The following is a 13,282-nucleotide window of genomic DNA, read 5'->3' as shown; positions in this document are numbered from 1 at the left end:
ATGCTATGAAAACATGTGCACTCGCTAAATTTTCTAGACTAAATATAAAAATACGAATAAATGAGTGAATAGGTAGATAAATAAAGATATTTTTACAATATTCTTTATTAAAAATAGTGCTATAATGGGGTAAGTTTTGTTAAATTGGCACAAACTAACTTAAATTACAAACGTTCATTCATTGGGAGCTATGTATCCCGGGAGGTTTTAATATGACATTTTATCATTTTACAGGAATTAAAGGTTCAGGCATGAGTTCATTGGCTCAAATTTTATTTGATTCAGGAGAACTGGTTCAGGGCTCTGATTACGAGACGTACTATTTTACAGAAAAACCGCTTAGAGAGCGAGATATGACGATATTGCCATTTAGTGCTGACAATATTAAAGAGGGCATGACTGTTATTGCAGGAAATGCTTTTCCTGATGAGCACCCAGAAATCGTACGTGCGAAAGAATTAGGTGTAGAAGTGATTCGTTACCATAAGTTTTTAGGGGACTATATTAATCGTTATACATCCATCGCTATTACTGGTGCACATGGTAAGACATCAACTACGGGTCTAATGAGTCACGTAATTGCAGGCTTTATGCCAACTTCTTTTTTAATTGGTGATGGAACTGGTTCTGGTAAAGAAGATGCGAGCTTCTTTGTTATGGAAGCTTGTGAATATCGACGTCACTTTTTAGCTTATCACCCAGACTATGCAGTAATGCTAAATATTGATTTTGACCATCCAGATTATTTCTCCGGAATTGATGATGTATATTCAGCATTCCAGGAGTTAGCATTACAAGTAAACAAAGCGATTATTGCATGTGGCGATGATGAGCATCTGCAAAAAATCCAAGCAAATGTACCTGTAGTTTATTATGGTTTTGGTTCTCATAATGATTTTGAAGCTAGAAATATTGAGAAATCAACAGAGGGTACAACTTTTGAGGTTTATGTACGTAATGAGTATTACGATAAGTTCTTCATTCCTCTATATGGCGACCATACAATACTAAATGCACTTGCGGTTATTTCGCTATGTCATTATGAAGGAATTCCGGCTCAATTGATTCAAGAACGCTTACGTACCTATGGTGGTGTAAAAAGACGTTTTACGGAGACGAAAATTGGGAATAGTATTCTTGTAGATGATTACGCACATCATCCAACAGAAATAAGAGCAACAATACAATCAGCACGTCAGAAGTATCCTGATCGACAAGTTATAGCTGTCTTCCAACCGCATACATTCAGCCGTACTGCAGCATTTTTAAAAGATTTTGCTGACAGCTTATCTCAGGCAGATGCAGTTTATTTATGTGATATCTTCGGTTCAGCTCGTGAAAAGCAAGGAGCTCTTTCGATTGAAGATTTACAGGCCTTAATAACAAATAGTAGAGTCCTTCAAACTGATAACATTGTACATTTGAAAGAACATACCGATGCTGTTTTCTTATTTATGGGTGCAGGAGATGTTAATAAGTATCAAAGTGCATTTGAGAATGTATTGAAAAGTAACGAAGAAACAGCTTAAACGCCTATGTTTAGGCTGTTTTTTCTAAACAGAAGGATTCACTATAGATTTGTCGAATAATAGGAAGTAGTAGACGTAGGAGGTTTTTTTATGGAAATCATTTTATACATCGCAGCATTACTTGCAGCAATCGGTTTTTTAGTTTTATGTATTAGTGTTGGGATGACCCTGTTCGGCTTGAAAAATACTTTGAACAGCATTGCAGGTACAATTGCTGGTATCGAAGGACAAATGGAAGGGATTACACGTGAGACAACCTCTCTTTTAGCGAAAACTAATACTCTTGCAGAAGACATTGCAGACAAATCAGAGAAGCTAAACAGTGTAGTAGACGCAGTAAAAAATATTGGTGTTTCGGTAAATGGCTTAAATACGTCGATCAACCAAATAACTTCATCAATTACAACTGAAGTAAGTAAAAATGAAGAAAAAATAGCTCAGGTAGTTCAATGGGGTAATGTGGCTATGGAAATCGCTGACAAATGGAAGCAGCGAAAAACAATTGATCAGACAGACGTAGATGAGGCTACTGAAGATATCATCAAGAAATCTTCTAAATTCAAGCGCAGATAAAACAAAAGGGGATGGTAGTAATGTCAGGGGAAAAACCAAACTATAACGAAGTAAAAAATGAATTACCAAATTTACCTCAAGTTTATACAGGAAATGACGCAATTTACGAGGAGGAGTCGGTGAACATGAAGGATTTTGTTATTGGAGCATTAGTGGGTGGAATTGTTGGAGCAGCTGCAGGTTTATTACTCGCACCGAAAACAGGCAGAGACTTACGTAATGATGTGGTAAGTCAGGCAGAAGTATTAAAAGATAAAAGTGCTACATTATCTTCAACAGCAAAAGAAAAAACAGTACAAATTTCGAACCAATTAAAAGAACAGTCAACACAGCTAGTGGATAAAGTGAAATATAAGGCCTCAAAGGTTCCAACAGTATTCGATGACGGCACTGTTTCATATGAAGGCGAAGAACCATTAGAGAACGAAACTTACGAGGGTGTCGACATGTCTGAAGAATCTAAACCATCTTCAATTTAATAAAAGCCCGGTGAGGAAAAACTTTATGTTTTTCTTTACCGGGTTTTTATTTTTGGAATGGTAACGAATTTTGATAGCGCACTCTACTCCTATAGAAGTAAAATACTCCTCCAAACGTTCGAGCTCCAGTATAAAAAAGTGCCTTTCATTTGAATAATGAAAGACACATTTAGGCTTTACTATTGTATCGTTTGTTCGGTTAAAATAATCTCCAGCTGATCGCCGCCAAAAATCTCTGCATCGAAAGAAGAAGGCTCGCCATTTCGTAAAATTGTAAATTGCCCTTTAAAGTTCACTGGTAATTGCCAATTTGAATATCGGAATATATCCTGATAAATCCAAGACTTCGTGTCTTTCTCGATGATTGAAAGGGAAGCACCGTTTGCAACTGTTGATGAAGCCATGACTGACTCTCCACTTACCATCACTTCTCTTGCCACCTTTTTTAATTCCAGGGTTTCCTGCTGGAAGGAGACGACAATCTTTTCCTCCAGAGCCAGCCCCAGCTTATTTGCTATCATCTCAACGGTCGGTGGTACAGCCTCTGCTATCACTATTGCGTCACCATTCTTAAATGGATAAGTAATTTTACAAGGTTTATCATTCAATAATAGGCTTGAAGAGAAGTCAGGGAACAATACAGGTTTTCCATCGATATTTAAAAAGAATGAATGCAATTTTTGTAAAGCATTTGCTTGTTTAATATGTTTAAATAGATCTGCTATCGTTTCAATCGTTTCTACCTGAAGGGAGTCTCGATCCTGTAATTCTTGCTCAAGTGAGCAAACTTTATTGTTTATTTTTACAATCGGCTCGATTCTAAAAGAATCTCCTTGAACAGTTACATTTTTAATCAAAGCATCGTCCACAAGCTCACGAACGGTAGCTTTGGCATCATGACCGTTTTGTCCTTCCACTAAACTAATAACATCATTATTTTTTATAGCTGTTTTGGTAGTAGCAGGCTCACCATTTACGAGAATCGTTGCTGGATGTCCATGCCCTCCTGGTATAAAAATATCCTGGTTATTTACTGTTATCGCAATGCCATGACCTGGTTTACCATAAAGCTGTTTTGCTCGAATATTAGCCGATAAAAAGGCATCGCCAACAGTCATTTCTTTTAGTTCAAATAGTCTTACTACCTGTTCATTTACAGTTACCGACATATACTGAATAGGTGATTTCTTTGCAGCAATTGCAATGCCAATTGGTGTTACTAGCTCTGGAGTTGCAGGTATAGATGCTTCCTTTGTTAAATTTTGGATGGCATCAATTCCTCGAACAGCAACCCGATTTACAGGTAAATTTAAAGCCTTACTTAGTTCTACTGGCAGATTAGGGGTTAAACTTCCACCTCCAACAAGCATCACAGCTTTAGGTGGAGCTTGATTATTTAATCTTAATAATTCACTGCCTATAGCCTGTGCTAGTGCTTCAATCGAAGGCTGAATCGCTTGAACCACTTCATCTTTTGAATAAGATTGCTCAAAGCCGAGAATATCTTGGATAACAACTTCGTCTTCGGAAGTTAATTGTCTTTTTGTAATTTCAGCAACAGGGAAATCTAGAAGATAATGATCACTTAAGGCTTCAGTTATTTCATCACCAGCAGTTGGTACCATGCCATACGCAACAATTGTTCCTTTGTCAGTAATGGCAATATCAGAGGTACCTGCTCCAATATCCACTAGCGCTACATTCAAACGTCTCATAGATGGTGGAATTAGTACATTAATGGCTGCTATCGGCTCTAGGGTTAAAGCTTCCATTTCTAAGTCAGCTCGTTTTAAGGCAGCAAGTAAGGATTCCACAACTACGCGAGGTAAAAAGGTTGCGATAACTTCAATTGTTGCCTCGTCTCCTTGTTGATCTACTAAACTACCGATTTCTTCACCATCGAGTCTATAAAACAGGATGGAATAGCCAACACAATAATAGTGATTTAATTTTTCGTCCTCTTTGGAGGAGAGTAGCTTTGCCTGTGCAAGCTGAACAGCCTGAAGCTCTAGCCGACTAATATCTTCTTCGGTAAAGATAGGACGATTTTTTATATTAACAGTTACGCTTGCTTGTTCTGTTTTTAAGGCTCGTCCAGCAGCGGCAACACTTACTTTTTTTAATGGTCCGTGTTTTTCTTCGAGTTCACCTTTGATTTCTTTTATTAAATCTGCAACATATAACACATTATGTATTTGTCCATCTACCATAGCTCGCTCTTTATGTTCTTTCATGAGTATGTCGATTACATGAAAGTGTTCGTTCTGCTCTTCTAAAATAATGCCGACTACTGAGCGGGTGCCAATATCTAGGGCGAATAATTTTGAACTCAAGTGGAACCGCTTCCTTTCTAGATATAGATTAATATACTTTAGCGAGTTGAATCGCTAAAGAAAAAAGCGTGACAATTTGAAATTTGTTGACTATAATATGATTATTAACTTAAAATGTACCATACATTTTGATGTTCTTAAAGAGTAGATAAGACAAGGAGAGGAGAATAGAAATGAGTGAGCAAAACTTAGAAGCATTACGTAGTCAAATTGACGAATTAAACATAGAAATTCTACGTTTAATTAATGAACGAGCAGAGATTGTGGATGAAATCGGTAAAATCAAAGGGAAACAAGGTGTTAACCGATATGATCCTCTTCGTGAACGACATATGTTAAACCTATTAAAAGAGCATAATAAAGGTCCGTTAAATCAAATGACGGTTGATTATATATTTAAACAAATTTTTAAAACAGCGTTAAAACAACTAGAAGCAGATAAGAAAAAAGAGCTGCTAGTATCACGTAAGAAAAAAACAGATGATACAGTAGTTGAAATAAATGGCGAAACAGTAGGTGCAGGTGGTCCAACATTCGTATTCGGTCCATGTTCAGTAGAATCCTACGAACAGGTTGCAGCTGTTGCAGCTTCAATTCAAGCAAAAGGATTGAAGTTAATTCGTGGGGGAGCATACAAACCACGTACATCGCCATATGATTTCCAAGGCCTTGGCTTAGAGGGTCTAAAAATCTTAAAACAAATTTCAAAAGAGTATGGGCTTGCAGTTGTTACAGAAATCGTAACACCAGCTCACATTGAAGAAGCATTAGATTATATTGATGTCATTCAAATCGGTGCTCGTAATATGCAAAACTTCGAGCTATTAAAAGCTGTAGGTTCAACAGATAAACCTGTTCTTTTAAAGCGTGGTTTAGCAGCAACTATCGATGAATTCATTCATGCGGCAGAGTATATAATGTCTCAAGGAAATCAAAACATCATGCTTTGTGAGCGCGGTATCCGTACTTATGAAAAAGCAACTCGTAATACTTTAGACATTTCAGCTGTTCCAATCTTGAAACAAGAAACACATTTACCTGTATTTGTTGATGTAACACATTCAACTGGAAGACGTGATTTACTATTACCATGTGCAAAGGCGGCAATCGCGATTGGTGCTGACGGAGTGATGGCAGAAGTACATCCTGATCCTTCAGTAGCACTTTCAGATTCTCAGCAGCAAATGGATATTCCTGAATTCGATGCATTCTATAACGAAATTCAAAAGTTCCTGAAGCAATATGAGCTAAAAGCATAAATAAATCTAGAAAGTTCAAAAGTATTTTTAAATACTTTTGGACTTTCTTTTTAATTTTGTATAAAGTTGAAAAAAGGAAAATGTTGAATGTTTGTGAAGATTATACGGTTTATATTGAAATAGAAATGGAAATTGTCGTATGATTAAAATAATAATTTGACTTAAAAGGAGGCTTATCCTTTGACTGTAACGATTTATGATGTTGCACGTGAAGCAAATGTTTCAATGGCGACGGTGTCACGTGTAGTTAACGGAAACCAAAATGTAAAACCAGCTACAAGAAAAAAAGTGCTAGAAGTTATTGAACGCTTAGAATATCGACCTAATGCTGTAGCGCGTGGATTAGCTAGTAAAAAAACTACAACAGTAGGGGTTATTATTCCAGATATTTCAAATAATATTTATGCAGAAGCAGCTCGTGGAATAGAAGATATTGCTACGATGTATCGCTATAATATTATTTTAGCGAACTCAGACCAAAACGAAGACAAAGAATTGAATTTACTAGATACAATGTTAGGAAAACAAGTAGATGGTATCGTAATGATGAGTGATGCAGTAACACCAAAGCTTCATCAGTCAATGGAGCACTCTCCTGTACCAATTGTACTTGCAGGCTCAGTGGATGAAACGAATCAGTTTCCTTCCGTGAATATTGATTATTTCCAGGCGTCTTATCAAGCTGTTCAAATGTTAATAGGGAACGGTCATAAAAGAATAGCTTTTGTTTCTGGCCCCCTTGCATACACTATTAACTCTAAATTCAAGCTAGAGGCTTATAAGAAGGCATTAACAGATGCAAATATTGAAATAGATGAACAGCTGATAATAGCTGATGATGGTACTTATGATAGTGGTCTAGAAGCATGGGGCGTTTTAAGCGACCTTGAACAGCCACCTACCGCATTTTTTGCTGGAAGTGATGAATTAGCCATTGGACTTATTCATGGTGCACAGGATAACGGCAAGAACGTTCCTGAGGAGATTGAAGTAATAAGCTTTGAGGACTCCAAGCTTGCTCGAATGGTAAGACCACAGCTAACAAGTGTAGTATTGCCTTTGTACGATATTGGAGCAGTTGCAATGCGTTTACTTACTAAACTAATGAATAAAGAAAATATTGAAGACCAAACTGTAGTTATTCCGTATCGTATTGAAAAGCGTAACTCGGTAAAATCATAAGAATAGGCAGCTCGTTTCTAATACGAAGCTGCCTTTTGTCTATCTTTTTTCTGCTCGAATCATATGAAGAGCTTTTGTAAGCATTTGTGCATTTTTTTCCTCGATTTCTAGCTTACGTGGGATAGGATCATATAAAGGGCTAGGATCCTCCCAGGTTGGAATCAAGGGCACAGGGGAATCAGGCTGCCATTTTTCTAACCAGGCTTTTGGAAGTGGTCCTGTCGGTAAAGGTAAATCGTTCATTTCAGTCCAAATATAAGACCAGGCTCGTGGTACAACCCGCCATATATCATAACCGCCGCCACCTACAGCAATCCATTTTCCCCCGCAATATTCATGTGCTAGTTTATGGGCTAATCTCGGAATCTCTTGATAGATTTTCATTGTTCCATAGAGATGAGTAAGTGGGTCAAAGTAATGAGCATCGGCCCCATTTTGTGTGATAACAACATCTGGCTTGAAGTATTCAAAAACCTCGCGTACTGCTTGTTCATAGATTTCCAAATAGCTTTCATCCTCAGTGAAAGCGTCAATGGGGAAGTTAAAGGATGTTCCATAGCCTTGTCCATTTCCGCGTTCAGTTACATTCCCTGTGCCGGGAAACAGATAACGTCCAGTTTCGTGAATGGAAAGTGTACACACATTAGGATCATCATAAAAAGCCCATTGAACACCATCGCCATGATGTGCATCTGTATCTATATACAAAACCCTGGCATTGTATTTTTTTTGCATATAACGAATGGCAACTGTACTGTCATTATAGATGCAAAATCCAGAAGCGCGACCTTGGAAGCCATGATGTAGACCCCCACCTAAATTCAGTGCATGACGACTTTTACCCTGCATCACATAATCTACTGCCTGTAGTGTACTTCCAACTAGTAAAGCGCTAGCTTCATGCATATTGCTAAAGATTGGTGTATCCTCTGTTCCGATTCCGTAATTTTCGCCTTGCTCTGGTGTTAATAAGCCATGGCCAGCTTTTTTCACAATTTCGATATATTTCTCATCATGACCTAATGCAATTTCTTCATCTGTCGCAACTCTAGCAGGAATAATATCCTCATCGTTAAGGGCATTAATATTTTTTAGTAAATCCATCGTTAAAAGTAATCGCTTATGGTTAAATGGGTGAGAATCTGAAAACTTGTATCCGAGTTGTTCTGGTGAATAAATAAAAACGGCATTTTTCATGAAAGATCAACTCCAGGTAAATTAGGCCATAAAACATCAAAACCTTGTTTTCGCAAATCTTCAATGATGGATAAGGGATTTATGATTTGTACTCGTACACTAACAATCTTGCTTTCTTCATCTTTTGTACTTGGATAGACCAGTACGCTTAACACATTAGCGTGGTGCATTTTAAAAACCTCTGTGATATCAGAAAGAATACCTGGCTTATCAGTTACTCTTATATCAATTTTAGAGGAAGGCTTGTTTGCCCCCGTTAACTCTATATATGTATAAAGTAAATCTGTCGTTGTGACAATCCCAACTAATCTACCTCCAGTTACTATCGGAAGACTACTGATTTTAGAGTCATAGAGAGTAAGGGCAACCTCTTCTATAAAATCAAGCGGATGCCCGATTAATGGATTTTTCACCATTATATTTTCAAGTGGTGTTTCGTAGGTTGTTAAATTTAAATCGCTCTTAATTGTTGACGGTAAAATATTTTTTAAATCATGGGCAGTAATAATGCCTACTACTTTTCCTGTTTGCTCCACAATGGGTATATGTCGAATTTTCTTCTCTCTCATGAGCACGATAGCATCCTTAACAGTATTAGTAGGTGCTAAGGAATGGACATCTTTATTCATAATTTCTTCAATTATCATCATGTTGTTTTCCACCTCTTTACGTTAGTACATGAAGCGATTTTTAAAGCGTAAACGATCAAAGCGCTCCATTGTATCATTATTCACTCGCTTTCCGACTCTTGCCATTAAGCAATTGGCCGGATGGGATGTGATTTCTGGGTCATCTGTTGCGAAATAAACAAAATCAACACTCTGCATAAGTCGTTCCATCATTTTGCGATAATCCCAGACATTTAATCCTGTACCCTTTAAATCCCAGTGCCAGTAGTATTCAGTTGTAATTACTAAGTAATTCTCCATAGCTTCATCCATGAAAGACAGCTGTAATAATTTTTTTGCAACGCCACCAGAACGATAAGAAGGGATAACTTCAATAGCACCAAGCTCTATCATATTTTCTATTTGATCCTCAGACCATCTCTCTAATGGGTCAGGGTAAAGATAAGTTACATAGCCCACTACGGTTTCTCCATTTCGGATGATTACTATCCGACCTTCGTCCAGTTTGGCAATTTCCACTAAGGCTTTCTGTTGCTTCAAAGGGGGTCTAAATGATACTAAATCGTCATGAAAAGTATATTTTTCTAGCTGCTCGGGAGGCACAGGACCTTCTATTATTACCTGCCCATGCCTCGTTTCCATTTCCATGGAATAAAAGGTTTTAATATGTTTCATTCTACTTCGCTCCAGATGAGTTTGATGCTTACATTATATGATAAATAATGCACAAAATCGCTGTTATTTGTTAAAAATACATGAATTGTTATAAGATTTAAAATATTTTACTCAAAATGTTCAGAATATTGTAAAATAAAACGTATCATTCTTTAATACTTACGCTTAGTATTTTAGATTGAGAAATATCGCCTAGCGTATGATGTTAGAAGAGTAAAAGCATTTTTTTTGGTTATATTTCATAATTTCTCACTCTTATCTTGTGGAATTGTTTAAAGGCGAAATTGATTTGAAAGGGGTAATTTTTATGGGGATAAAAATTACAGACAGATTAGCTGTTGTAGGTGGGAATCATCATTTGAAAAACTATGATGAAAAGGCTGCTTCTTTCGATTGGAAAGAAACAGAAACGGCTTTTAGTTGGCATGAGACGGGGAAGGTTAATGCTGCCTATGAAGCCATTGACCGTCATGCGGAAAGCTTTCGAAAAAACAAAGTAGCATTATTTTTCTATGAGGGGTCACGAAAAGAAAGCTACACGTTCAATGATATGAAACGTTTTTCGAACAAAGCCGCAAATATGTTTATGGAACACACTACTTTAGAAAAAGGTGACCGTTTATTTATTTTTATGCCGCGATCGCCTGAATTGTATTTTTCTCTATTAGGTGCTATTAAAATGGGGGTTATTGTAGGTCCTTTATTTGAAGCATTTATGGAAGGAGCGGTTTATGATCGGTTAGTGGATAGCGAAGCGAAAGTATTAGTAACTACTCCTAATCTATTAAATCGAGTTCCAATAGAGAAGCTACCATATTTAGAAAAAATCTTCGTTGTTGGGGAACAAATCGAAGAAACTGATAAGATTGTGGACTTTACCAATAAATTTAAAGAAGCTTCAAGTTTATTTGATATAGAGTGGGTTGATCGAGAGGATGGTATGCTACTTCACTATACTTCTGGTTCAACTGGTGCTCCAAAAGGTGTTTTACATGTTCATAATGCAATGATTCAGCACTATCAAACTGCGCAATGGGTGCTTGATTTGCAGGAAGAAGATATTTTTTGGTGTACAGCTGATCCTGGCTGGGTAACAGGCACTGCTTATGGTATTTTTGGTCCATGGCTAAACGGTGCTACAAATTTAATAGTTGGTGGGCGTTTTAGTCCTGAAAGCTGGTATGGTGCAATTGAGAGATACGGTGTTACTGTTTGGTATAGTGCGCCTACAGCATTCAGAATGCTTATGGGTGCTGGTGCTAGTGTGATAGAGCAGTTTGATCTTTCGAGCCTTCGTCATATCCTTTCGGTAGGAGAGCCCTTAAATCCGGAAGTTATCAGATGGGGGATGGAAGCACTTAACCATAGAATTCACGACACATGGTGGATGACTGAAACAGGTGGCCATGTTATCTGTAATTATCCTTCAATGGATATTAAACCAGGTTCAATGGGGAAGCCTGTACCAGGCATTTACGCAACAATTGTAGATGACGAGGGGAGTGAGGTTGCACCATATACAATGGGGAACTTAGCAATTCGAAAAGGATGGCCTTCCATGATGCGCGAGATTTGGGGGAATCCTGAACGCTTCCAATCCTATTTCCTAAAAGATGAATGGTATGTTACAGGAGATTCAGCCTATGTCGATGAGGATGGCTATTTCTGGTTCCAGGGCCGTGTTGATGATGTAATAATGACTGCTGGTGAACGTGTTGGTCCATTTGAAGTAGAAAGTAAACTACTTGAGCATCCTGACGTAGTAGAAGCAGGAGTAATTGGTAAGCCAGACCCAATACGTGGGGAAATTATTAAAGCATTTATTGCTTTAAGAGAAGGGGTAGAGGCTAGTGATGAATTAGCTGAATCCATTCGAAATTTTGTTAAAACTGGCTTAGCTGCCCATGCTGCTCCAAGAGAAATTGAATTTAAAGACAAGCTTCCGAAAACAAGAAGCGGTAAAATTATGCGTCGTGTATTAAAAGCATGGGAACTAAAATTACCAACAGGTGATTTATCAACAATGGAAGATTAATAGCCAATAAATCAATGATAGTACTTTAGGGAATATAAAGCTTATTATAGAAAAGTAAATTGGAAGTCTTCATAAATTCTTATTAAATTATTAATATTTATACAATAACGCTTAAAGGGTACTCTCATAAATAGATGAGAAAGTACCCTTTTTCTTATGAGTTGAAAAATTTAGATAATATATAAAAATACAGTTGACTAAATAATTATGCATAAGTATACTTACGTTATCTTAGCAGATTTGAAAGCGGAAAAGTTCGTTATCTGCAAAATAAAAATAGTAATCTTAAAAAGATTTGACGCGTGCCATAATTTCATAATTTAGGGGTGAAAGCATTGAAAGTTGGAATAATTGGGGCAACAGGATATGGAGGATTAGAGTTAATCCGTTTCTTACACAATCATTCTGAGGTTGAAAAAATCGAATTATTTACTTCTTCTGAGGAGGGGGCAATTTTTTCTTCAAAATTCGGTCATTTGTTATCCATCCACGATACACCATTACAAAAAATTGATGCAGAAGCTCTAGGTAGCTTTGATGTTGTATTTACAAGTACTCCTTCAGGTGTAACTAGTAAACTACTTACTCCATTAGTTGGAGCAGGTCCAAAGCTAATTGATCTTTCTGGTGACTATCGCTTAAAGGAGTCAGCTTCTTATGAAAAGTGGTACAAAAAAGAGCCGGCACCTGAATCCATTGTGGCAGAAAGTGTTTATGGACTTACTGAATGGAATGAGGAAAATATCAAATCAGCTAGTTTAATAGCCAATCCCGGGTGTTACCCAACTGCAGTTTTACTTTCAATTTTACCACTCCTAAAACACCGATTAATCGACCCTGGCTACCTAGTGATTGATGCTAAAAGTGGTGTTTCTGGAGCTGGAAATAAACCATCCCAAATAACGCATTTTAGTGAAATGAATGAAAACTTCTCAATTTATAAAGTAAATGAACATCAGCATATTCCAGAAATCGAACAGGCACTTACAATGTTTGCTGACGTTGATACGTCAATTACCTTTAATACTCATTTAGTGCCTATGACAAGAGGGATTTTAGCGACGTCTTATGCACCTGTATTATCAGGCGTTACAAATAAACAGCTGAATGACTGTTTAATAGAAACATATAAAAATCATCCATTTGTCCGTGTCATACAAGATACCTCCGCGTTGGGAACAAACCGTGTAAAAGGTTCGAACTATTGCGATATCTTTGTTCAATTAGATGAAAGAACGAACAGAGCTACGATTGTTAGTGTGATAGATAATTTGGTTAAAGGGGCTGCAGGCCAAGCAATCCAAAATATGAATGTACAGAATGATTTACCACAAACACTAGGTCTGGATGTCATTCCGCTATTTATTTAAGGGGGTAATACAGTGAGCTTA

Annotated in this window: 11 protein-coding genes; 7 read left to right on the top strand and 4 right to left on the bottom strand. The window is 37.2% G+C overall.

From position 1 onward, the window contains the following. Positions 1 to 212 precede the first annotated feature (212 nt). The 3 genes from murC (at position 213) to BJ095_RS01495 (ending at position 2,581) form a co-directional block, all read left to right on the top strand. On the top strand, positions 213 to 1,529 hold the full coding sequence (gene murC / locus BJ095_RS01505; protein ID WP_107935510.1) for a UDP-N-acetylmuramate--L-alanine ligase: 1,317 nt from the start codon (positions 213 to 215) through the stop codon (positions 1,527 to 1,529). 90 nt (positions 1,530 to 1,619) lie between these two features. Next, positions 1,620 to 2,102, top strand: a complete 483-nt coding sequence (locus BJ095_RS01500; RefSeq protein ID WP_107935511.1) for a DUF948 domain-containing protein — start codon at positions 1,620 to 1,622, stop codon at positions 2,100 to 2,102. Positions 2,103 to 2,122: 20 nt separating this feature from the next. Beyond that, positions 2,123 to 2,581, top strand: a complete 459-nt coding sequence (locus tag BJ095_RS01495) for a YtxH domain-containing protein (protein ID WP_107935512.1) — start codon at positions 2,123 to 2,125, stop codon at positions 2,579 to 2,581. Between the two features lie 179 nt (positions 2,582 to 2,760). Here BJ095_RS01495 and BJ095_RS01490 read toward each other — a convergent pair whose 3' ends face one another. After that, positions 2,761 to 4,914, bottom strand: a complete 2,154-nt coding sequence (locus BJ095_RS01490; RefSeq protein ID WP_107935513.1) for a cell division protein FtsA — start codon at positions 4,912 to 4,914, stop codon at positions 2,761 to 2,763. 173 nt (positions 4,915 to 5,087) lie between these two features. On the opposite strand from BJ095_RS01490, the gene BJ095_RS01485 reads away from it, so the two are divergent. Then, positions 5,088 to 6,173, top strand: coding sequence for a bifunctional 3-deoxy-7-phosphoheptulonate synthase/chorismate mutase (locus BJ095_RS01485; protein WP_107935514.1), 1,086 nt, complete (start codon positions 5,088 to 5,090; stop codon positions 6,171 to 6,173). Between the two features lie 180 nt (positions 6,174 to 6,353). After that, positions 6,354 to 7,355, top strand: a complete 1,002-nt coding sequence (gene ccpA, locus BJ095_RS01480; protein ID WP_107935515.1) for a catabolite control protein A — start codon at positions 6,354 to 6,356, stop codon at positions 7,353 to 7,355. A gap of 39 nt (positions 7,356 to 7,394) precedes the next feature. On the opposite strand, the gene BJ095_RS01475 is transcribed toward ccpA, so the two are convergent. Genes BJ095_RS01475 through BJ095_RS01465 form a run of 3 tightly spaced genes read right to left on the bottom strand, consistent with a single transcriptional unit; the run spans position 7,395 to position 9,856 of the window. Further along, entirely contained in the window at positions 7,395 to 8,552 is a 1,158-nt protein-coding gene (locus tag BJ095_RS01475; RefSeq protein ID WP_107935516.1) for an acetoin utilization protein AcuC, read from the bottom strand. Next, complete coding sequence (locus BJ095_RS01470; RefSeq protein WP_107935553.1) at positions 8,549 to 9,199, bottom strand: acetoin utilization AcuB family protein; 651 nt, start codon at positions 9,197 to 9,199, stop codon at positions 8,549 to 8,551. The genes BJ095_RS01475 and BJ095_RS01470 overlap by 4 nt, the downstream gene beginning before the upstream one ends. 24 nt (positions 9,200 to 9,223) lie before the next feature. Beyond that, positions 9,224 to 9,856 carry a GNAT family N-acetyltransferase gene (locus BJ095_RS01465; RefSeq protein WP_107935518.1) on the bottom strand — a complete coding sequence of 211 codons (633 nt, stop codon included), beginning with the start codon at positions 9,854 to 9,856 and terminating at the stop codon, positions 9,224 to 9,226. A gap of 307 nt (positions 9,857 to 10,163) precedes the next feature. Here BJ095_RS01465 and acsA point away from each other — a divergent pair, with 307 nt between their 5' ends. Beyond that, positions 10,164 to 11,891, top strand: a complete 1,728-nt coding sequence (gene acsA, locus BJ095_RS01460) for an acetate--CoA ligase (protein WP_107935520.1) — start codon at positions 10,164 to 10,166, stop codon at positions 11,889 to 11,891. Positions 11,892 to 12,226: 335 nt separating this feature from the next. Next, positions 12,227 to 13,261: an N-acetyl-gamma-glutamyl-phosphate reductase gene (gene argC / locus BJ095_RS01455; protein ID WP_181417922.1), complete on the top strand. Its 1,035-nt coding sequence runs from the start codon at positions 12,227 to 12,229 to the stop codon at positions 13,259 to 13,261. Positions 13,262 to 13,282 lie beyond the last annotated feature (21 nt).

The organism is Ureibacillus chungkukjangi (genome assembly GCF_003217295.1).
Lineage (GTDB): Bacteria > Bacillota > Bacilli > Bacillales_A > Planococcaceae > Ureibacillus > Ureibacillus chungkukjangi.
This window is presented reverse-complemented; position numbering and strand designations above follow the sequence as displayed.

What these genes read in the sequence shown, in the direction of transcription:
- murC (WP_107935510.1), top strand. Translation starts at nt 213, where the DNA reads ATGACATTTTATCATTTTACAGGAATTAAAGGTTCAGGCATGAGTTCA.
- BJ095_RS01500 (WP_107935511.1), top strand. Translation starts at nt 1,620, where the DNA reads ATGGAAATCATTTTATACATCGCAGCATTACTTGCAGCAATCGGTTTT.
- BJ095_RS01495 (WP_107935512.1), top strand. Translation starts at nt 2,123, where the DNA reads ATGTCAGGGGAAAAACCAAACTATAACGAAGTAAAAAATGAATTACCA.
- BJ095_RS01485 (WP_107935514.1), top strand. Translation starts at nt 5,088, where the DNA reads ATGAGTGAGCAAAACTTAGAAGCATTACGTAGTCAAATTGACGAATTA.
- BJ095_RS01475 (WP_107935516.1), bottom strand. Translation starts at nt 8,552, where the DNA reads ATGAAAAATGCCGTTTTTATTTATTCACCAGAACAACTCGGATACAAG.
- BJ095_RS01470 (WP_107935553.1), bottom strand. Translation starts at nt 9,199, where the DNA reads ATGATAATTGAAGAAATTATGAATAAAGATGTCCATTCCTTAGCACCT.
- BJ095_RS01465 (WP_107935518.1), bottom strand. Translation starts at nt 9,856, where the DNA reads ATGAAACATATTAAAACCTTTTATTCCATGGAAATGGAAACGAGGCAT.
- acsA (WP_107935520.1), top strand. Translation starts at nt 10,164, where the DNA reads ATGGGGATAAAAATTACAGACAGATTAGCTGTTGTAGGTGGGAATCAT.